Origin of the sequence: Marinomonas communis, from assembly GCF_004363305.1 — a bacterium.
GTDB lineage: Bacteria > Pseudomonadota > Gammaproteobacteria > Pseudomonadales > Marinomonadaceae > Marinomonas > Marinomonas communis.
The window spans coordinates 44,476-63,764 of sequence record NZ_SNZA01000006.1; the positions used below are offsets into that span (position 1 = coordinate 44,476).

24 protein-coding genes are annotated in these 19,289 nt (G+C 45.4%); 7 read left to right on the plus strand and 17 right to left on the minus strand.

What is annotated here, in order from left to right; all coding sequences use genetic code 11:
* Positions 1–52 precede the first annotated feature (52 nt).
* The 5 genes from C8D85_RS15430 to C8D85_RS15450 all read right to left on the minus strand — a co-directional run bounded on the left by C8D85_RS15430 (position 53) and on the right by C8D85_RS15450 (position 3,579).
* Positions 53–787 carry a hypothetical protein gene (locus C8D85_RS15430; RefSeq protein WP_133564403.1) on the minus strand — a complete coding sequence of 245 codons (735 nt, stop codon included), beginning with the start codon at positions 785–787 and terminating at the stop codon, positions 53–55.
* A 16-nt stretch (positions 788–803) separates the two neighbouring features.
* Positions 804–1,208: a PIN domain-containing protein gene (locus tag C8D85_RS15435; protein ID WP_133564406.1), complete on the minus strand. Its 405-nt coding sequence runs from the start codon at positions 1,206–1,208 to the stop codon at positions 804–806.
* 19 nt (positions 1,209–1,227) lie between these two features.
* The gene (locus tag C8D85_RS15440; RefSeq protein WP_133564408.1) at positions 1,228–1,632 is read right to left on the minus strand and encodes a type II toxin-antitoxin system HicB family antitoxin; all 405 of its coding nucleotides are present in this window, start codon (positions 1,630–1,632) and stop codon (positions 1,228–1,230) included.
* 7 nt (positions 1,633–1,639) lie between these two features.
* A complete protein-coding gene (locus C8D85_RS15445; RefSeq protein ID WP_133564410.1) occupies positions 1,640–1,825 on the minus strand; it encodes a type II toxin-antitoxin system HicA family toxin in 186 nt (61 codons plus the stop codon).
* A gap of 140 nt (positions 1,826–1,965) precedes the next feature.
* Entirely contained in the window at positions 1,966–3,579 is a 1,614-nt protein-coding gene (locus C8D85_RS15450; RefSeq protein ID WP_133564412.1) for a methyl-accepting chemotaxis protein, read from the minus strand.
* Between the two features lie 206 nt (positions 3,580–3,785).
* Here C8D85_RS15450 and C8D85_RS15455 point away from each other — a divergent pair, with 206 nt between their 5' ends.
* Positions 3,786–5,000, plus strand: coding sequence for a DUF2868 domain-containing protein (locus C8D85_RS15455; protein WP_133564414.1), 1,215 nt, complete (start codon positions 3,786–3,788; stop codon positions 4,998–5,000).
* Positions 5,000–6,352, plus strand: a complete 1,353-nt coding sequence (locus C8D85_RS15460) for a GTPase/DUF3482 domain-containing protein (RefSeq protein WP_133564416.1) — start codon at positions 5,000–5,002, stop codon at positions 6,350–6,352. The genes C8D85_RS15455 and C8D85_RS15460 overlap by 1 nt, the downstream gene beginning before the upstream one ends.
* A 6-nt stretch (positions 6,353–6,358) precedes the next feature.
* Here the strand turns inward: C8D85_RS15460 and C8D85_RS15465 are convergent, their stop codons facing one another.
* The 3 genes from C8D85_RS15465 to C8D85_RS15475 form a co-directional block, all read right to left on the minus strand.
* Positions 6,359–7,084: a 1-acylglycerol-3-phosphate O-acyltransferase gene (locus C8D85_RS15465; protein ID WP_133564418.1), complete on the minus strand. Its 726-nt coding sequence runs from the start codon at positions 7,082–7,084 to the stop codon at positions 6,359–6,361.
* Positions 7,085–7,159: 75 nt separating this feature from the next.
* Positions 7,160–8,110, minus strand: a complete 951-nt coding sequence (gene rlmF, locus C8D85_RS15470; RefSeq protein ID WP_244937035.1) for a 23S rRNA (adenine(1618)-N(6))-methyltransferase RlmF — start codon at positions 8,108–8,110, stop codon at positions 7,160–7,162.
* 78 nt (positions 8,111–8,188) lie between these two features.
* Positions 8,189–9,124 carry a LysR family transcriptional regulator gene (locus C8D85_RS15475; RefSeq protein WP_133564423.1) on the minus strand — a complete coding sequence of 312 codons (936 nt, stop codon included), beginning with the start codon at positions 9,122–9,124 and terminating at the stop codon, positions 8,189–8,191.
* A 112-nt stretch (positions 9,125–9,236) separates the two neighbouring features.
* On the opposite strand from C8D85_RS15475, the gene C8D85_RS15480 reads away from it, so the two are divergent.
* Both C8D85_RS15480 and C8D85_RS15485 read left to right on the plus strand, forming a co-directional pair.
* On the plus strand, positions 9,237–10,214 hold the full coding sequence (locus tag C8D85_RS15480; RefSeq protein WP_133564425.1) for a DMT family transporter: 978 nt from the start codon (positions 9,237–9,239) through the stop codon (positions 10,212–10,214).
* A 62-nt stretch (positions 10,215–10,276) separates the two neighbouring features.
* Positions 10,277–10,693: a CBS domain-containing protein gene (locus C8D85_RS15485; protein ID WP_133564427.1), complete on the plus strand. Its 417-nt coding sequence runs from the start codon at positions 10,277–10,279 to the stop codon at positions 10,691–10,693.
* Positions 10,694–10,725: 32 nt separating this feature from the next.
* On the opposite strand, the gene C8D85_RS15490 is transcribed toward C8D85_RS15485, so the two are convergent.
* The 9 genes from C8D85_RS15490 to C8D85_RS15530 all read right to left on the minus strand — a co-directional run bounded on the left by C8D85_RS15490 (position 10,726) and on the right by C8D85_RS15530 (position 17,499).
* On the minus strand, positions 10,726–11,088 hold the full coding sequence (locus C8D85_RS15490; protein WP_133564429.1) for a DUF6164 family protein: 363 nt from the start codon (positions 11,086–11,088) through the stop codon (positions 10,726–10,728).
* 73 nt (positions 11,089–11,161) lie between these two features.
* Complete coding sequence (locus C8D85_RS15495; protein ID WP_133564431.1) at positions 11,162–11,701, minus strand: DUF3833 domain-containing protein; 540 nt, start codon at positions 11,699–11,701, stop codon at positions 11,162–11,164.
* A gap of 36 nt (positions 11,702–11,737) precedes the next feature.
* Entirely contained in the window at positions 11,738–12,436 is a 699-nt protein-coding gene (locus C8D85_RS15500) for a hypothetical protein (protein WP_133564433.1), read from the minus strand.
* A complete protein-coding gene (locus C8D85_RS15505; protein WP_133564435.1) occupies positions 12,429–12,953 on the minus strand; it encodes a DUF2878 domain-containing protein in 525 nt (174 codons plus the stop codon). The genes C8D85_RS15500 and C8D85_RS15505 overlap by 8 nt, the downstream gene beginning before the upstream one ends.
* Positions 12,954–12,978: 25 nt before the next feature.
* Positions 12,979–14,235, minus strand: coding sequence for a class I SAM-dependent methyltransferase (locus C8D85_RS15510; protein ID WP_425324510.1), 1,257 nt, complete (start codon positions 14,233–14,235; stop codon positions 12,979–12,981).
* A gap of 13 nt (positions 14,236–14,248) precedes the next feature.
* Positions 14,249–15,025 (minus strand): DUF1365 domain-containing protein, encoded by a 777-nt coding sequence (locus C8D85_RS15515; protein WP_133564439.1) that lies wholly within the window; start codon positions 15,023–15,025, stop codon positions 14,249–14,251.
* Positions 15,025–16,278, minus strand: coding sequence for an NAD(P)/FAD-dependent oxidoreductase (locus C8D85_RS15520; RefSeq protein ID WP_133564441.1), 1,254 nt, complete (start codon positions 16,276–16,278; stop codon positions 15,025–15,027). Before C8D85_RS15520 ends, C8D85_RS15515 begins: the two co-directional genes overlap by 1 nt.
* 5 nt (positions 16,279–16,283) lie before the next feature.
* The gene (locus C8D85_RS15525; protein WP_133564443.1) at positions 16,284–17,048 is read right to left on the minus strand and encodes an SDR family NAD(P)-dependent oxidoreductase; all 765 of its coding nucleotides are present in this window, start codon (positions 17,046–17,048) and stop codon (positions 16,284–16,286) included.
* A 1-nt stretch (position 17,049) separates the two neighbouring features.
* A complete protein-coding gene (locus C8D85_RS15530; protein ID WP_133564445.1) occupies positions 17,050–17,499 on the minus strand; it encodes a nuclear transport factor 2 family protein in 450 nt (149 codons plus the stop codon).
* Positions 17,500–17,661: 162 nt separating this feature from the next.
* On the opposite strand from C8D85_RS15530, the gene C8D85_RS15535 reads away from it, so the two are divergent.
* The 3 genes from C8D85_RS15535 (at position 17,662) to C8D85_RS15545 (ending at position 19,230) form a co-directional block, all read left to right on the plus strand.
* A complete protein-coding gene (locus C8D85_RS15535) occupies positions 17,662–18,237 on the plus strand; it encodes a sigma-70 family RNA polymerase sigma factor (protein WP_133564447.1) in 576 nt (191 codons plus the stop codon).
* Positions 18,238–18,242: 5 nt separating this feature from the next.
* Positions 18,243–18,944: a ChrR family anti-sigma-E factor gene (locus tag C8D85_RS15540; protein ID WP_133564449.1), complete on the plus strand. Its 702-nt coding sequence runs from the start codon at positions 18,243–18,245 to the stop codon at positions 18,942–18,944.
* A 103-nt stretch (positions 18,945–19,047) separates the two neighbouring features.
* Complete coding sequence (locus tag C8D85_RS15545) at positions 19,048–19,230, plus strand: hypothetical protein (RefSeq protein ID WP_133564451.1); 183 nt, start codon at positions 19,048–19,050, stop codon at positions 19,228–19,230.
* Positions 19,231–19,289: the final 59 nt, after the last annotated feature.

Here is a 19,289-nt window from a genome sequence, read left to right on the forward strand (position 1 = left end):
TCAGGATTATTCGCTTAAATACAAAAAAGCCGCTTCAATCGAAGCGGCTTTTTTATAAAGAAATGATATCCAAGTTAATGCTTTCAACTTCGACTTCTAACTCACACCTATCTTGCCCTAAATAACTTAAATGCACCTCTAAGGCATGAGGGTTAATATTAAGGTCTATAGCGTCTATAACGATATTACTCTCGAGGTATCCTCTAAGCACACCAAATATATGTTCTTCTCCATCAGTAAGTTCCTCATCACACTCAAGTTTCTTTCTATATTCATATGGAAGTGTCTCATACGTTTCAGGAGAACAAAAAACATGCAATTCAAGCAAACACTCCATATTAGTAGACAGGCTGAATTTATTGCCACCTAGAAATTTTGCTTTGGATACATACAAATCATTAAAGTCTAACTCACCTAAAATTTCCGCTTGTACTGACCAATTATTCGAACTATCAACAATCTCTTTTAGATCATATGGCAAATCAATAGAGTCATATAGGAAGTCTTTATCTAGATATTCTTCTCTCTTAAATTCACTTATAAACTCTTGGATAGATATGCTACCTGAAGAAGACTCTAAGGTTTCAAGAATGCTATTTATACGCCCATCCACACTATCTAGGTCGATAATGGCCTTCTTGATATCATTTTCCTCAAACAAATCATCTAATGAGGTACATACCGTAATCGTATTTAGGCTTGTACAGCACCCAGAAAGGTGTTGATCTCTTGTAATTACATAAACATTAGATTCTGTAGAGAGCTTTCTGATACAGTCTAAAATCACAGCATCGGGGAAATCTTCACGGCTTTTTGAAAGCCCCTACCCCTAGGAAGTAGTCATTGAAAATATCTTCAATTGATGTGTTATTGATTTCATATATTTCGATACCTTCTTGACTAGCCCATTCATGAAAACTTGGCTCAATGTCGTTGATAGCTTCCGAAATAGAAGACTCAATACTAGACAAAGAGTAATCACTTCCATATACCTTACTATTCTTAAGTTTTCTTGCTTCTGAAATAACTTTTTCCATTGAAGCTTTAGATTCCGAAACTCTTTTAGTCAAATACTCCTTAGCAACAACTTCAGGTATAACAAGCTTCAAAAAACCTGATTTAACTAACCTCAAGAGCATTTGCATTCCAGATGTATCTGTACGAGTGCTGTGAAAGATATTGGTATCTAAAATTACTTTGCGATCCATCTACAACTTCCTTAATTATCTATACCAAATTTAAAACTTTTTTAGAGGCCTCAGCCAAGAATCCTGATCGGGATTTATATTTGGGATTCGCAGCCACGACCTTATCAATTTTGGTGATCAATAAGTGTGGCAAGGTGACATTGATCTTCTCGCTTTTACCCAGCAATGGTGTGATGTCCACATTTACGATTGCCCAAACACCATCACGATAGTCTGGATGATCTTTTAATTCGGCAATTGGACTCGCAACAGGGATATCCTCCCCGTCTTCAAGCATCAATTCTAAATGACTGAAAATCGCTTCTTCTGCCATTTCCAATGCTTCATCAAAGGTATCGCCAGCAGAAAAACAGCCCGGAATATCAGGAACCGTAACGCCGTAACTTACGCCATTATCAGTATGTAATACGATTGGATATTTCATGTTCTACCTACCCATCAAGCTGTGCTTGTTTTCTGATGCTGTTAAACGTGCCAAGCGGCAAGTCTTTTTTCGGGTGCGGCACTGTCACTGTGCCTCGCTTCGTTGGATGTTTAAACTGAACGTGACTTCCTTTGACACGCACTTGATACCAGCCATCCTCCAACAAAAGCTGAATAACCTCTCTACTCTTCATACGATCATTCCTTTGATCTTCAGAACTTAAAAATATAACCCCAATAACCCCGCATATCCAACTCAACGATTAACAAACAGAAAAAAGCCGCATCTTTTCAGACACGGCTTCCCTTGATCAAAGCGTTACAAGAAAAAGTATTACACCTTGAAGCTACCCACTTGGCGATCCAGTTCTTCGAACAAGTCACTGATCTGTTTAGACTGTGATTGAACCATATCTGAAACCGCTTGTACCTCGTCTGTCTGTGCTTTCATAGATGACAAGTTTTCATTGATTTCGTTAGAGACCGTGGATTGCTCTTGAGTCGCTTGGGCTGTTTGAGCGGCCATTTGTTGTACTTTGCCGAAGGATTCTTCCAGCGAGCCAAAGATTCGGATGACTTCATCAAAGTTAGCTACGGTTGTATCTGCATTATTACGGCTGTTCTGAATCGCACGAGATGACTCTTGAACGTTAACCTTCAATTGCTCAATCATGGTTTCGATTTCATTGGTGCTGTCTTGTGTACGGGTTGCCAGAGTACGTACTTCGTCAGCTACTACAGCGAAACCTCGACCTTGCTCACCAGCACGAGCCGCCTCAATGGCTGCGTTCAATGCAAGTAAGTTGGTTTGCTCTGCGATATTACGAATAACTTCTAATACTGAAGCGATGGCTTCGGAGCTTTTCTCCAGTTCACCAGCACGATTTAGCGCATCATTGATATCTCGCACCAAGCCATCAATTGCGCCTTGGGAGGTATTTACTGCACGAATACCTTGGTTCGTCAGTTCGCTAGAGGTCTGTGCCTCATTCGCGGTATCGTTGGCAACACCCGCCATCTCTTGGTTTGACATACTCATCTGATGCGCTGCGCTAACGATCGAGTTAGAAGCATTTACTAGAGTCATGGTGACACCAGAGGTGCGCTCAGAAGCATGATTCAAATCGGTCGTCATATTGCCAAGTGACTGAGACTGGTTACGAATGCTGCCGATAATGCCGCGCAAGCGTTCAACAAAGGCATCAAACTCGTTTGCCAAATCACCCAGCTCATCTTTCGCTGTCGAGTTAATACGTAATGTTAGATCACCGTCACCTTCGGCAATTTCTTTGATACGACCAGCTAGTCGTGTGACACGGCGGTTCAAGCGTTGTGGCACTATGTATCCCGCCACAGCAGCGATGATCAAGGCGATGACGATGATGACCATTACCACTGTTTGGAAAGACTCTATTTTAGCGATCATCTCTTCCTGAGAGCTCTTCGCTCGATTCGCGACAGTCTCGCCCGCTACGTCTAACACATCGCGTATTGCTGAGAAACTAGCATTAGCCGTTGTCGCCGCAGCTTGCCAATCTTGGCCTGCTTGCGCTTGAGATAAGAGACGCTGCTCGTCCGCTTTCCACTTATTGAATAAGGTATCAAAGTTAGAAAATTGCTTTAACAGATTAGGCTCGTCTGCCAAGGCTTTACGGTATGCCTGAAAGCGGTCAAATACCTGCTGAGCATTGTCTTCAAAATCAGCAAGATTGTCCGCGTAGTTACCTTGGTTGTGCAAAATAGCATTACGACCGACCAGCGCCTGATAAATATCTCGGTCGGCATTCAGCACTAGGTTACTGGCAGAAAAGTAGCCATCAGACTGCTTCTGCATATGCTGTTTCTCGACCTGGATCAGATAATTCGATGATGAAAAAACACCGATTAAGATGACACCCAACAACGCAATAGGCGCTGTGACCTTAGCTCGAATGGAATTAAAACGCATGATGGTTACCACCTTAAAAGATTCAAAGTACTGTTTGATAGTAATGTAGCGACTCAGAATTAGGCAATTGCTGGTAACAATTGCATACACTTTACTCTTTATGCTTAACAATTCGCCAAAAGCCCCCCAACACAGGTAGACTGATCACTAGTTTTATACCCCTTGATGCGATGACAGATACCTCCCTCAGGAAGCTTTAAACCACCATGAAAGAAAACGAAAAACAGGCGTTCATTTCTCACCTCCAGCAAACGTCATCTTCTTCCACATTTAGCAGTGACATAGATACACATTACCTCAAAGCCAAGTCACTCGTGCGTTCCACACAGGTTGGTGCATTTTTAATTGCTTTCTTATTCGGCATTCTTGCAGCCCCCGTCGCGTTTCAAACCAATGCCACCCAGCAGATAAATATCTTCTGGCTGCTGGTAATTTTGCTTGGCGCCCACTTTTTCAGCCTACTTTTGTGGTGTGTAAGTCTCATTACAAAACCTTACAGATTGCCTGGCGATAGCGGTTGGCTTACACCGGTCATGGTGCGTTTTAGCCAATGGCTGAAGATTTCTCCTGTGGCCATGGAGGGCTTTCAATCATTACACATATCTGGAAAGCTTAAGCATTGGTGGGGCGCCCGCCTGATTCATGGCTGCTGGCTAGCTTATTTAATCGGTGGTTTTTTGAGCGCGACGCTGTTTTTGATGACACACCATGTTCAGTTTATTTGGCAAACCACACTCTTAACGATTGAAGATTTCACGTCACTGACACACGTACTAAGTGTTATCCCTAGTTGGTTGGGGGTAGCTGTGCCATCCCTGCAAGATATCCAACTGAGTCAAATAAGCACGCTTGTGCAGCCAGATGACACACGTAAAATCTGGGCAACTTGGCTTCTTAGCAGTCTTGTTATTTACGGTATTGCAGTGCGAGGAATTTGCTTGGTTGTCAGCCAAGTTGCTTATCAACACCAACGTAAGCGCCTCTGGTTCACTATTAAATCAAGTACGGTTACTTCAACCCGCAGTACCATCATTGATGCGGACAACACCTCTTCTGACAATCATACTAAGATCACGGAGCAGCCGTTTTCTCTGAGAACCGCAGAACTTAAAGATGCGACCTACTACTTATTTGAATGGAGCCATGAGATACCGTCAGAGCTTGCTCAAAATAGACCAGTAAACATGCTCAATGATGCCGAAAGTCAACGTCGTTTTATCGCTGAACATCCTAACAATGCGATTTTAATGATTGACTCAAACAGCAGCCCCGATCGCGGCAGCGCCCGCTTTTTGAAGCACAGCCATACCTCCGACATGGAGTATTATTTATATGGAAATGTATTCAATCAGGAGTGGGTAAACACGCTCAGGTCATTAGGGGTTGAGCAACAAAACATAGCGCTATGGGAGGTGAAGTAATGGCCATCTCTTTATTAATAGTAGGGCACGCTAATACCGGTAAGACGTCATTAATCCGCACCATGGTTCGAGATCATACCTTTGGTAAGGTACAAAACCAGTCCGGCACAACTCGCCATGTAGAACGTATTACCCTAAGTTTGGCAGATCAGCCATTACTACACCTGGTAGATACCCCTGGATTCGAAGACTCCATGGGACTGTGGCAAACACGAACCTCTGAGCCATTTGTTCAGCTATCCAACGAACAATGGTTAAACGCCATTTGCGAAGATCCCAACTACCAGGTGGAGTATGAACAAGAGCTGAAGATTCTGCGTCAACTCAATCAATGCGACGTTATCTTGTACGTTATTGATCTTCGCCAGAAACCATTAGGTAAATACTTAGACGAGCTAAACATATTGGCCTGCGCCAACAAACCCATCGTGCCGATATTGAATTATTGCCATGAAGAAGCGGGTCATCGAACTGCTTGGAAACAATGCTTGGCAGAGCGACATCTACACGCTCATGTACAGTACGACACCGTTGCCTTTTATCTTGCGGATGAACGTAAGCTCTATCAGACGCTGCAAAGCCTTATGCCAGATCACTATGAAGCACTTCAAGATTTCATGACTCAGCGTGAACGAGATGCCTCACATCGCCTGACAAAAGCAACGGAGCAATTAACTAAATTGCTCATCGAGTGTGCCACCACTCAGAAAATATGCCGTAGCAAAACACCCAGTGCGCTCGAAAAAGCCACCTTTGAACAAAGTATTCGCCAACGAGAACAGCTGTTTGTCGAGTTTTGTCTGCACCTCTACGCTTTCCAAGCATCGGATGTCATTCTCCAAGATTTACCTCTGGAAGAAGGCGCTTGGCAGCAGGATGTGTTTGATGCAGATACATTAAAGCATTGGGGAATCCAAACCAGCACCAAGGCCGTTACCGGTGCTGCAATCGGTGCTGGGATTGATGTCCTGAGCGCTGGCTTAACCTTAGGTACAGCCACGACGTTGGGGGCAATGATCGGTGCTGGCCTGCAAACAGGCTACACCTTTAAGTCAGCATTGCTAAACAAATTAAAAGGGCAATCGGTGCTAGCGCTGCAGCCAACAAGCTGCATAGTATTGATGTGGCGTGGCATTGAGCTAGTACGTCATTTACATCATCGAGGACACGCAGCTCAAGTGGCTTATCAAGGCAATATGGCAATGAAAACAGAGCCTGACGAGTTGGCTCGTTTGGAGCGACTATTCCAAAAACTGAGCCAACGTACCGAATGGCATGGAATAGAGACATTGCCAACCCATGAGCTGGTCAATCAACTTAGGGATACCCTCGACCAGAGCCTAAAGGACTAACGTCTTTTATCGATCGAGGATCGCAAGCTGTTCATCCAGCTCTTGCTGCTTCTGTTGCATTAGCGTTTCACATTGGCTCACTAGCTCAGGAATATCGGCTTCAGTGAGCCCCTTAGTGTAAATAGGGTCTAATACTTCCACTTTTACCGCACCATTATCCCGTCGATTGAGTTTCACTTGCCCATGGGTAGAGCTACAGACAATGGGAACTATCGGTACGCCTGCTTGAATCGCAGCATGAAAAGCACCGCGTTTGAAAGGTAAGAAGCCTCGCCCTCGGCTACGAGTTCCCTCCGGAAACATCCATATAGACAACCCAGTGTCACGCATCTTCTCGACAATTTGCGCAATGGTGGCAATGGCTTTATTTCGATCATTGCGGTGGATTAAGAAATTCCCTGTTGCCCAATACAGCCAGCCAAAGAATGGAATCCATTTTAAGGTACTTTTCCCGACTGTTACGGTGCTGTGTGGCACCACATGGGAGAAAGTAAATAAGTCATAGTTATTCTGATGATTGGCGATGTAGACCGCTTGAGGCACATCATAGGCCTTGTAAGACACATGCTTGTAGACACGCAAACCAAATAGCTTGGCCACCGGCGCAAATGCTTTCGCGATGTAGTACACGCGATCTTTGGAAAGCGCTAAGAATAGGCTCATTACCAAGCCGCCAGCGGTCACTAGCACAATTAGAAAAAACAAAGCCACTAGTCGAAATAACGCAATCATGTCACACCTTCTTTAACACGCAGGTTTCATTAGTTTAGTTCATTGCCCAGCACACAACACTCGGTGCTAAGGCGACTATTTACGCCAACGTGTGTCACGCCAGAAATCAATTTGTGCCGGCTCTAAAAAGCTCCACGCGACAAAACGACTAATTTTCTGTCCTTGCGCCATTTCAATGGTTTTTACTTGAACCGCTCCAACGGATTTCAGTACACGGTATATCGCCGCTAAATTTTCCTTACGTGCGACCAAAGACGTGAACCAGAAGCATCGATCCTTCACATCCACACTTTCTTTGATCATGCGTGAAATAAAGCCTGTTTCGCCCCCTTCACACCACAATTCAGGCGCTTGGCCGCCGAAGTTTAACGTGGTCTTGTTGGCATCACCCTTCACACCACGCCATTTACGTTTGTTCTCAGATGTCATGGCAGCTTGGCTTGGGTGAAATGGCGGATTGCATAAGGTCACATCAAACACTTCATCCTGTTGCCAAATACCAGCAAATACATGCTGCATATTGCTTTGATGACGAAGTTGAATACGCTTTTTCAAACTTGGATTGGCATCAACGACTGCTTGCGCTGATTGCACGGCAATATTGTTTGCGTCACTGCCGATAAACTGCCAGCCATATTCTTGAGAACCGATAATCGGGTAAACACAGTTTGCTCCAGTTCCTACATCCAACGCTTTAACCCCACGACCACGAGGGATCTGGCCAGCGTTACTGTCGGCCAACAGGTCTGCAAGATAATGAATGTAATCCGCGCGTCCAGGGATAGGCGGACATAAATACCCCTCTGGGATATCCCAAAACAACACTCCATAGAAATGATTTAACAGCGCGCGATTCAATACCTTAACCGCATTCGGATCGGAGAAATCAATGGTTTGAGTGCCGTACTGGTTGAGCTGAATATAAGGCGCAAGCTCTGGGCACGAGTCCGCCAACAACGAAAAATTGTAGCGTGCTCGATGAGGGTTTCGAGGATGTAACGTTAGCTTGTGCTCTTTCTTAGCCATATGAGGGTTAAACCATTTCATCTTTCTGACAGGGCATGAGGACCTATTTTACTGAGTTTTGCCCCCAACAAACAAATCCTAAGACACGACCGGGTAAGGAATCATGCTTTGCACAACATTGGTACAGAGGTTTCTGAGCCACATACCGCCTGGATCTTGGCTCTGTTCTGAAGGCCAAGAAAGACAATAATCAATCGGTGGGAAGTCATAAGGTAACGGTTTAATCACCAAACCAAACTGCTCTTGAAAGCGATACGCAAGCAATTGACTGGTACTAAACAGCAAGTCCGTTTTCCCTACCGCTTCCAGTGCGGACATAAAATACGGGGTACGTAACGTATAGCGACGATCTTTAGCACGATCTCCAAGCGCCGACTCACTGTATATTTGACTGCTACCCCCCAATGTCACCAGAACATGATTGTAAGACAAGAACTCATCCAAACTGATGGTCGGCTGCCCCGCCAGCGGATGATCTTTGGCCATAATGCAACCAAATCGCTCGCGCCCTAGAATCTTACTTTCAAAACGTGAGGGCAATTGCACATACTCACTACAAAGCACCGCGTCCACCGTTTGGTTTTCAGATCGAAGCAAGCTGTTCTCGGTCACCAAACTGGTTTCCAGAGACGCATTGGGGGCCATCTGATAAAACCGCTCAGCAATGGTCGGCATGTAAGCTTGCGCTTGATAATGAGACGTTTGCAGACGAAAGACCCGCTCCGACTTATGGGGCACAAACTCTTGATCATTACTTAAGCCGTTCATCTGCTCAAGTATCTGACGCAATGGCATCTCTAATGCCAAAGCTTTTGCAGTCGGTAACATTTCCTTATGGGTTCTAATGAATAGAGGATCATCAAAAGCCTCACGTAAGCGGCTCAAAGTACGACTCATCGCAGGCTGACTCAGATACAGCTTGTTCGCAACACGGCCTACGTTTCGCTCTTCTAACAAATATAAAAGAGCCGTCAGAGTTTTGATGTCCAAATGCATCATACTGCTATTCAACATAGTAATATCCATTTATTGAATAATATTTAGAAGCATTATGCATTGGATAACATAACAAAACTAGCACACCATTTAGGCTTACGATGTGGGCCTGTTAAATGGGGGAAAAGTTATGCCAATTTCAAGTCGCCAAGCCTTCTTATATGGTTTGTTCTTCTGCACCGTGTGTGTGCTGTTTTGGAGTGCGTTACCGATTGCTCTGAAACTGTCTGGCGGCTTTTCGGACCCCGCAACGCTAACTTGGTTACGCTTCTCCGTAGCCGGGATCATTTTACTGGCTTGGCAAGGATGGCGTGGAAAGCTCTATGAGTTTACCAAACTAACCAAGAAGCAATGGTTAACATTGGCCGCTGCAGGCAGTTTGTTAATCATCAACTACAGTTTTTTCGCGTGGAGCTTGGATTTTTTACATCCAGGTGTGGCGCAACTTAGTTTCCAAGTCGCACCTTTGTTCTTGGCCCTTGGGGGCATGGTGTTTTTCAAGGAAAAAATCCGCTGGCCACAGTGGCTATGCTTTGCCGTACTGGGTTTAGGTATGGTGATCTTTTTTCATCCGGTCATAAGTGGTCAAATCAGCGGTGATCCAAGCATCCTTGCTCTAGGCTTTTTGATTGTACAAACGTCAGCTTGTGCGTGGTGCTTTTATGCTCTATTGCAGAAGTCACTATTCAAGGCGCTGTCTTCTACCAATATCTTATTGGGCATTTACATGTATGCCTTAGTTGTAATGCTGCCGTTTACCAGCCCGAGCGATTTGCTTGAGATGAACAGTGACCAAGTATTAGTAGCAGCATTCTGTTGCTTCAATACCTTGATTGCTTATGGGGCGTTCGCGCAAGCACTTAACTACTGGCAAACCGTGCAAGTCAGCGCGTCCATTGCACTGACGCCTGTCATCGCCTTTATCGCAACCGAAGCGTGTGTGGCGTTAGGACTATGGCAAGGTGTTATAATCTCTAGCCATGCGGACACCCTGAGTTTATTCGGCATGGCTTTAGTTGTAGGCGCTGCAATTTCCGTACAGTTTATTACTGCGGCATTGAATAAACGACAAGCCAGACTGGATTCATTACAAACAACGACGGCTTAATAAGCAAAATCTGAATTCCCCCACTACACTAAAGAAGTACCTTTCGTTGAGTGGGGGTGTTTATGAAATTAGAAAGTCTTTGTGTCCAAGACATCATGTCCCACGACACGTTCCATGTTTATCCGACGACACGCATTGATGACTGCGCCGAGCAATTGGCTCGACACAAACTCAGTGGTGCGCCGGTCACCGATCAATACGATCACGTTATCGGTTTTGTTTCTGAACAAGACTTATTAGAGCCGTTAAGCCAAGCCGTTTATTACTGTCATCAACCTAAAAATGTGGAAAGTGTAATGCGCTCAAACGTGCTAACCGTGACACCAACCATGCAAGTCATGCAAATTGCAAAATTGATGATGGAAGATAAACCAAAGATCTTTCCCGTGGTGGAAGAAGGACGTTTAGTGGGCGTTATCACTCGACGTTTAGTGACTCAGGCACTGCTGCAGGCGCAAAAACAATGCGTTCCCGTATAAGCGATTAGGCAGAGAGAAAATAAGGCATAGAATCAGGAAGCGAGGTTCTGACCAATCCAAAATGGAATCAATGTCAGAGACAACACCATAGCGATCGCTACGATGGTAAATAAAAATTCCACTGGGTTTTGGCGTGCATGAGTTAAAAAACCAACCAACCAATCACGTGCGCTAATATTTTGAGCGCTGGCTGCACGCGCTGATTGATCTTCTGCAATCAGCGCTTTTGCTTGCTGGGCTTGTTCTTTATCGCGCACCCAAATACCCGCCATAGAAATTTGCCAACGACCAGCACTGGTTTCGTAAAATTCAATGTCATGTTCGTTCAGTAATGCACGAATATCGTCCGCTTCTTCTTCAGGAACATTCTTTAAACGAAATACCAATTGTGCCACGTTTGTTTCTCCAGGCTCTGCGAGTTATCTGTATGGCGCGCAGAATAACAGACCCCAATCATCAATCAAGCGCTTATTCTCTCTGATGTGCTTTCTGACGAATACTTAAGGTCAAAGATGCCACTTCAAAACCAAACTTGGTCAGTACCGATTCATTGATCAAATGATCCGGTGTGACCAGGTACATACGGTCATCCACATTTAAATCAATGGTATCACCATCATAAGGCACCCGTAATACGTACTTCATGAACAGCGCATTACCCGACGTTTCTAAACGCCCTGCTCCGATCACATCCCCTGCTGTTGCGGTATAGGTGCCATCACCATTCGGAGTTAATGTCCAAATCCGCTCTTGCTGTTCCCCATCATCGAACACAAACCACTCTTCCAGTGTTCCCACGCCATTTTCCCAACTGCCTTTTAAATCGGCATAAAAATAACGTGTTACTTTGCCACCACGATCTTTCAGCACACCGTGGGCGACTAAATCACCTTGAAAGAAGGACTCCACATTCAATTCGGGTTGGTTACTGGCGTACTCTTCTATCGAAGTCGACGAGCATGCAGTTAGCCATAGAATGGAAAAAAACAGGGCCATTATTCGAATCATACGAGCCTCCATTGGCGCAAATTGGTCAGTTCAAAATTATTCAGGGTACTGGTAGCGAATATCGACGGTTTGGTATTTGCCATCACTGCTAGCAATGTTGCCGCGTCCATTGAAGCGTAATAAATGACGAGTGTCTGGGTCGTACGCCACCGTAATCGGGTCAACAGCGAGAGATACAAACCAAGAAGTAGGAGTTATTGCAAAACATACCGCATCCGCCCGAGTATTCGCTAGGCAATTAACACGTCCGACTTCGAACCCAACCGTCGTCAAACGGCTAGGCACTAGGTAATCAATTTTCATCGAAGCATTGCTCAGTAGCTTGTCCCAGTGCATTTTCACATAGCGGTCAAAGCCCGCGTCGACCAACAAATGTTCATTCACCTTGATTCGCTTATCAAACACGACGGCACCAGATTCTTCTCGATATTGAACCTTTATCCGATCCCCTTCAGAGGTGACTTTTATCCATTCTCCACGCAAGCTGTTCTCTTGTTCGAAGGCGGGTGCTTGCTCATATTGCTCATAGCTCAAGCGCTTTTCAGCGAATAACTTGCCGTTTGGGTCGTAGTATTTGACCTCGTGTTGATTGCCCTCAACATAGCGATGTTTCTCAACGTATATCAGCTGCTGACTATCAATATCGAAAGCTTCGCCAATCACGACTTGAGATTGCTGCGCCAAAGCTGGAACGCTAATGGCAAGCGCCAGCAGCGCAAATGAATGTTTAAACATGGTGTTTGCGTCCATTACGTTTTTGAGTAAGTTTTGCCGCAAAGACGCCTACCTGCATGACCCAAAACCAGATAAACGCCATCAAAGCCCAAGTTGCGATAGTAGAGCGTCCTAATGACACTTCTGCGAAATCAGCGCCAACGAGATAGCTCATAGGAGCAAAAAATGCGGCCAGCACACTTAACAGCCAAGGGCGATCCAATCCCCAACTTAGACAATGGAAGAATAAAGAGCCTACGCCAGCCCACAGTCCAAGCAACCACGGCGGCGGAATAGGAAATGTCCAAATGGATGGTGGCATTAACAACCAACCATCAAAGATTAATGCCCCATCGATGACAACACCTAGGCCGACAAACAGTAGTATCAACCACCACTCTCGGTGCGTGCGAACAAAGTAAACGTGATGAATAACGAAATAGACTACGATGGCCGCGACAGCCCAGTTATCACCACCGAGCACACAGGCAAACCAAAACAATTGAAAACTGATGGCATTGAGCAGAGACTTCAACATGACAGGCCTCCGTCAGACTCCTCGCCTAGTGACGAGGAAAGCGATAACGAGGTTTGGCAAAAACGAACTGACCGGTACTGATTGCGCGCTCGCGGAAGCCACCTTCACAGTAAGCTAAGTAGTAATCCCACATACGGCAAAATACATCATCAAAACCTTGCTGCTTCACTGTCTCGATTTCCTTATGGAAACGCTCGCGCCAGTCAGCCAAGGTATCAGCGTAATGCTCAGTAATGTCTTCCACCGCAACAATCTGCATATCCGTCTTGCGAGCTATTTTTTCAGCAATCACGGCATTTGAAGGTAAACAACCACCTGGGAAGATATATCGCTGAATAAAGTCCACGGATTTACGTGCGTAATCATAACGCTGGTCGGCAATGGTTATCGCTTGAATAACCATTAAGCCATCTGGCTTGAGCAGTTGGCTACACTGACTGAAGTAGCTGTCGTAAAACTCATGGCCAACCGCTTCAATCATTTCGATCGACACCAACTTGTCGTATTGTCCTTGAAGATCACGATAATCTTCCAGCAGTAAAGTAATACGATCCTGTAGGCCCAATTCATACACTCGAGCTTTGGCAAAGTCATACTGTTCTTGTGAAATGGTCGTCGTGGTCACATGGCAGCCGTAATGTTGCGCGGCGTGAATCGCCATCCCGCCCCAACCGGTACCAATTTCAAGCAAGTGATCATCTGGGCCAAGCTCAAGCTTTTGGCAAATTCGATCCAATTTATACACAGAGGCTTCATGCAATGTGGCATCCGCGCTAGGGTAAATGGCTGCGGAATACATCATCGTTGGGTCTAAAAACAGCTCAAAGAAATCATTACCTAAATCGTAATGTGCTGAGATATTTTTTTTGGAACCATCTTTAGTATTAGCGTTAAAAGCATGGAACGCTTTGGTGGCTAAACGAGTCCACAGGGAACCACTCGAGTCAGCCTCGTTGATCAGGCTTAAGTTTGCACACATCAGTCGAATCACTGCCGTCAGGTCTGGGGTACTCCAATATCCTTTCATGTAGGCTTCCGCGGCGCCAATACTGGTGCTGGCAAAGACATCTTTGTATACATGAGAATCATGAACCGTGATGTGCGCGTGGTACTGACTGTCAGCTAAGCTTTGCCCAAAGGTGTAAGTATTGTCACCGTCTTCCAGCACTAAATGACCCACTTCAAGACGATCTAAAATAGCCAATACGGCTTTTTTAGCCGCCTTATCAACAATACTTCGACGGAACGTTTTCTTACCTAAACCGACACTGACTGAGTTGATCATCAAGTACCCCTTAATCTGAAGAATGCCCCAAGTTGTGTTTTGGGTGATCGTGTACTGGCACACGTTTTATAAACAGCTTCATCGCTTGCCAATAAATGCCCCAAGCCACTTTGGCGGTCATCCAAGGATAACGCCACAACACTTTACTCAAGCTGGCTTTGGTTATCGGCTCACGGCGCAACGAAAGTGTTGCGTCAAAAATGCATTGCTGCTTACCGTGTTGTTCTTTGTTTTGCATGTGAATCGCAAGCTTTTGACCGGGCTGATTGCTACGCCAGTCATAAAAATGATCCATCGGATGAAATGGTGACACATGCATCGTCTTATCAATGTGGGTACGTTGAATGGTGCGCTCTGGATCACAGGAAAAGACATAAGTCACCTTTTCTCCCCATGGAGTATTGGTGACTTCAAGTAACATCGCCCTAAGGTTCTGTGCTTCGTCGTAGCAGTAATACACGGAAATGGGATTAATGAGGTATCCAAAATAACGTGCATTGGTTAGCAATTTCACGGGGCCATTTAATGTAAGCCCCAAGCGCTTATTCACCTCATTCTGCACCGCTTCTTTTAAGGGGATATGCGAGTCACCAAAGTAGTCTTGGCGCACAAACCGAGCTGGCCGCCAAGATTTGGCAGACCACCAAGGAGACAATGCTAGAATGTCATCCACCTCATCCAAATCAAACAGCACCATACACACTTCATAGGTGAAGCCGTGATAACGTGGAGCAAAGCGACGATGCCGTACCTGCCCCGTATACAGAGCACTGGACCAGTCAGACATTACCAGTCAACTCCCAACGCCCGCGCCACTCGTACTGCACTCCAACAGCCATCTTCATGAAAACCATTGCGCCAATAGGCACCACAGAACCAAGTCTTGTCCGTATTGATCTCTTGCCAGCGCTCTTGTGCTTCAATCCCTGCGAGGGTAAACGTTGGGTGGGCATAAGTGTAACGACCAATGATTTTATCTGGGTCAATCCAATGCGTATGGTTCAATGTCACGACAAATGTCTGCTTAGAATCCTGAATGCCTTGCAGAATATTCATGTTGTAACTGAGCGTTGCAGGCTTTAGCTTTTCCGTACCCAAATGATAGTTCCAGCTAGACCACGCTAAAGTTGCCTTGGGCAGTAAGGAAGTATCTGTATGCAAGACCACTTCATTGTCGCGATAAGGGATAGCAGACAACACCTCTCGCTCTAGGTCTGTAGCATCATCACCTAACAAGGCCAAAGCCTGATCGCTGTGGCAAGAAAAGACCACCTGATCAAATGTCTCAACGCTGCCTTCTTCTAAGTGCACCTGCACACCTGCATCAGTCCGCACCACCTTTTCTATATGGCTTTCAAGGCGAATACGCTCTTTAAACGTTTGTGTAATGGGCTCAAGGTAAGCAGCAGATCCGCCTTCAATAACATGCCATTGAGGGCGGTTATTAACACTCAAAAGGCCATGATTTTTGAAGAAGCGTACAAAGAATAGCAATGGGAACTGCATCATTTCCTGTAAGGTTGCTGACCAGATCGCACTGCCCATAGGGATCAAATAGTGACTGGCAAACATATCACCATAGCCTTGTTTGGCTAGGTACTCCCCAAGCGTAATATCCGGCTCTAAACGCCCTGATTCAAGGTCTGCGATCGACTCTTTGTTAAAGCGCAAAATGTCTTTCAACATGGACAAAAACGACCAGTTCACTAAGTTTTTTCGTTGTGCAAAGAGCGTATTAAGGTTGTTACCACCGTACTCTAATCCTGTGCGCTCACAACTGACTGAAAAACTCATTTCAGTCGGCTTGGTCGCGACATTGAGTTCTTTCATCAAACGAATGAAGTTGGGGTAAGTCCAGTCGTTGTAAACGATAAAACCCGTGTCGATGTGTCGAGTAACACCTTGATCATCTACTTTTTTGGTTGCGGTATGCCCACCAATTCGAGCATCGCGCTCAAATAGGGTTATGTCATGTTGCTTGTTCAGCAGATACGCTGCCGTAAGTCCTGAAATACCGCTGCCGATGATGGCAATTTTCATAACTTTTATCCTTCGCTGGGACGCTTGCGCGCATTAAATTTAAACCATCCTGATGGCGCTAAACGAGCCAACGCCAGTAGAGCTGATAACCGTTTCGGGAATGCGTATTCAAATACACGCTTTTCAATAGCGTTTGCTATTCGGTGCGCGGCTTGCTCTGGGGCCATCAGAAAAGGCATGTCGAAATCATTTCGTTGCGTCAAAGGTGTATCGACAAAGCCTGGCAAGATACAAGATACCGCCACATCATCTGGGGCAAGATCTAGCCGTAGTGAATGAAGTAAGTAGCGCACCGCGGCCTTACTAGCGCCATACGCTTCGGAACGAATAAAAGGAGCTTGTACTGCTTGCGAAGACACTCCCACTAAGTGTGCGTTGGCAGTTTGCTTCAGCTTGGGTAGGCAAACTTGTAGGGAGTTAACCATGCCTAGGTAGTTAACTTGGTTCACACGTTCGAATAACGCCCAATCAGGAGCATCTACATCAAAATATTCGCAGGTGCCCGCGTTTAAAATCGCCATGTGCAAAGGGTCAGTCATCGACTCTAGTGCCGTGCGTGTCGCATCAATTTGTGACGTGTCCGTCACATCAAAGGCTAAAAAAGACAATTCATCAGGATAGAGCTTAGCGAGTTGCGATAGTTCTCCTTCACTTCGGGCGGAGGCAATGACTCGATTTCCCATTAGCAAATAGTGCTTAGTTAGGGCCAACCCTAAACCAGAGCTTGCTCCTGTTATCCAAATGGTTTTATTGCCCTGCTCATTTGGCATATTACCCCTCCGTGGCCATTCGTTTACGCAGACGTTTTACCGCCCAACCAATAACTGGCACATGTTCGTAGATCATCTGCCCCATGTCATAAACGTCTTCATGATAGTAAATGCGATCCGTAAATTGGATCTGGGTCATGCCGCGCACGACATGTGTTTCCTTACCAAGCTTAGGATGAGAAAAATACATATTCCACTTTATATAGGCACTATCTTTGCCTACCAGCTGATCCAAGAATTCAAATCGGCCACTGACAACATTCTCAGAAGCCTCTGAAAGGTACGCATGAAGCTCCGCCAAGCCTTGTACTTGATGCACTGGGTCACGAAATTTCACATGACTGGCGTAAACGTCACCAATAGCGTCCAAGCGAGGATTCTTCACATCTTTGTAAAAGGCTTTGAATCGCTCGATCAATTCGTTTGTTGAATTTGCATTGCATGCCTGCATCGCGGAACTACCTATTAATGTTGTCGGATAACTTTATAGTACATACGCTGAAAAAAAATCATCAGATCACTGATCCATCCATCTAAAGCCCCCGTATAATGAAACTGTGAAGATAGCTTCACCACACCCAGACTGACCCACGTGCACGTTTGGAGCCCTAGGATGAACACAGTTTCTGAAACGACAGTAGACAACACTTTGTTGGCAGACATGACTCAAGTAGCGCAAGCGCGTGATACGCGCGCACTAGAACGCTTATTTGATCACTATGCTCCACGCATTCGCGCCTTTTGTTTAGCATCGCAACCCGGCGCTAATCTTATGGCAGATGACATCGCCCAAGAAGTGATGATCCGAATCTGGAACAAAGCTCATTTATACAATCCCGCTACTGCGTCGTTGAATACATGGATTTTTACGATTGCCCGTAACGCACGTATTGATTACATGCGTAAAAATGGGCGATACCAAAGCGATATCGATCCAGAAGAGTTTTGGAGCGAAATGGCTGATGAGAATGCCGACCCCTTTCGGGAGGCACAACAACAACGCGACCAAGTTCGCATACGAGAAGGACTAACGCATTTGCCTACTGAGCAACAGCAAGTTCTGTCGAAGGTGTATTTAGAGGGTAAAAGCCACTCTGAAGCCTCAGAAGAACTTGGCTTACCATTAGGTACGGTCAAATCTCGTGTCAGACTCGCGTTAAACAAGTTATCCGTAATTATTAAGAGGTAGTCGTTATGCTTAGCTGCCATCCTTCGCTCGACATTTTGACAGATTATTCCTCTGGCACTTTGCCACTAGCGCATGCTTTGGGTGTATCTGTGCATTTAGATCAATGCCCACATTGTCGTGAGCAGATGCGTCGTCTAAATAATGTCGGGGCGGAATTGTTTGCAGAGCAAATAATTGATTCACGCCCAGAGCATATGGCGTCTTTGAAAAGCAACGTTTTAGCAGCCATCGCAAACAGCGATCAGCCAGTAGCCCACTCTAAACATGAGTCCGAACAAGAGACTGTGTTTCAACACATTCCGCGCTCCCTACGACGTTTGATACCCAAAGGTTTCAACGAGTTAAACTGGATGCCTCTAACGCCATCTTTTAAATTGGCGACGTTGAGTGATGAAGCTGGCGGACCACAAATTGCTTTATCACGAGTAAAACCAGGCGCTCGATTACCAAACCATACCCACACAGGAAATGAAATCACTGTGGTGTTGAAAGGGGCTTTCTCTGATGACGAGGGTTTGTATCGTGAAGGCGACTTTATTTGTCGAGATCATAATCACAAGCACCAGCCTCGGGTCACTAAAGACGCTGAATGCATCTGTTTGATTATCCTAGATTCACCGATTGAGTTTACCGGATGGCTAACGCGATTCCTAAATCCAATTATGCGTTATTTTCATCCCAACAAAGGCAACGCCCTCCCATCGTAGGGCAAGCTTTTATGTTTCTGATTGCGGTGAAAAAATAAACTAAAGCCATGAACATGGAAATTTGATATGATTAGAGTTCAATCTATTATAAAAGGAATACACCATGGCTTCTAAAAAGAAATCAGCCGACACTCCAATGGAAACGTCTGCAAGCATTGCGAAACAGATGGAAGAGTTCTTGGCTCGTGGTGGGCAAATCGAACAGATTGATCAAGGTGTTAGTGGTCAGTCCAACCTCAAAGGTTCGCGTCACATTACCTTGGGAAACAGTAAGCCTAAAGCTTAAATGCACGAAAAGCCGATCAATGATCGGCTTTTTGCTATCTAACCTGTCATAAAGTCGAC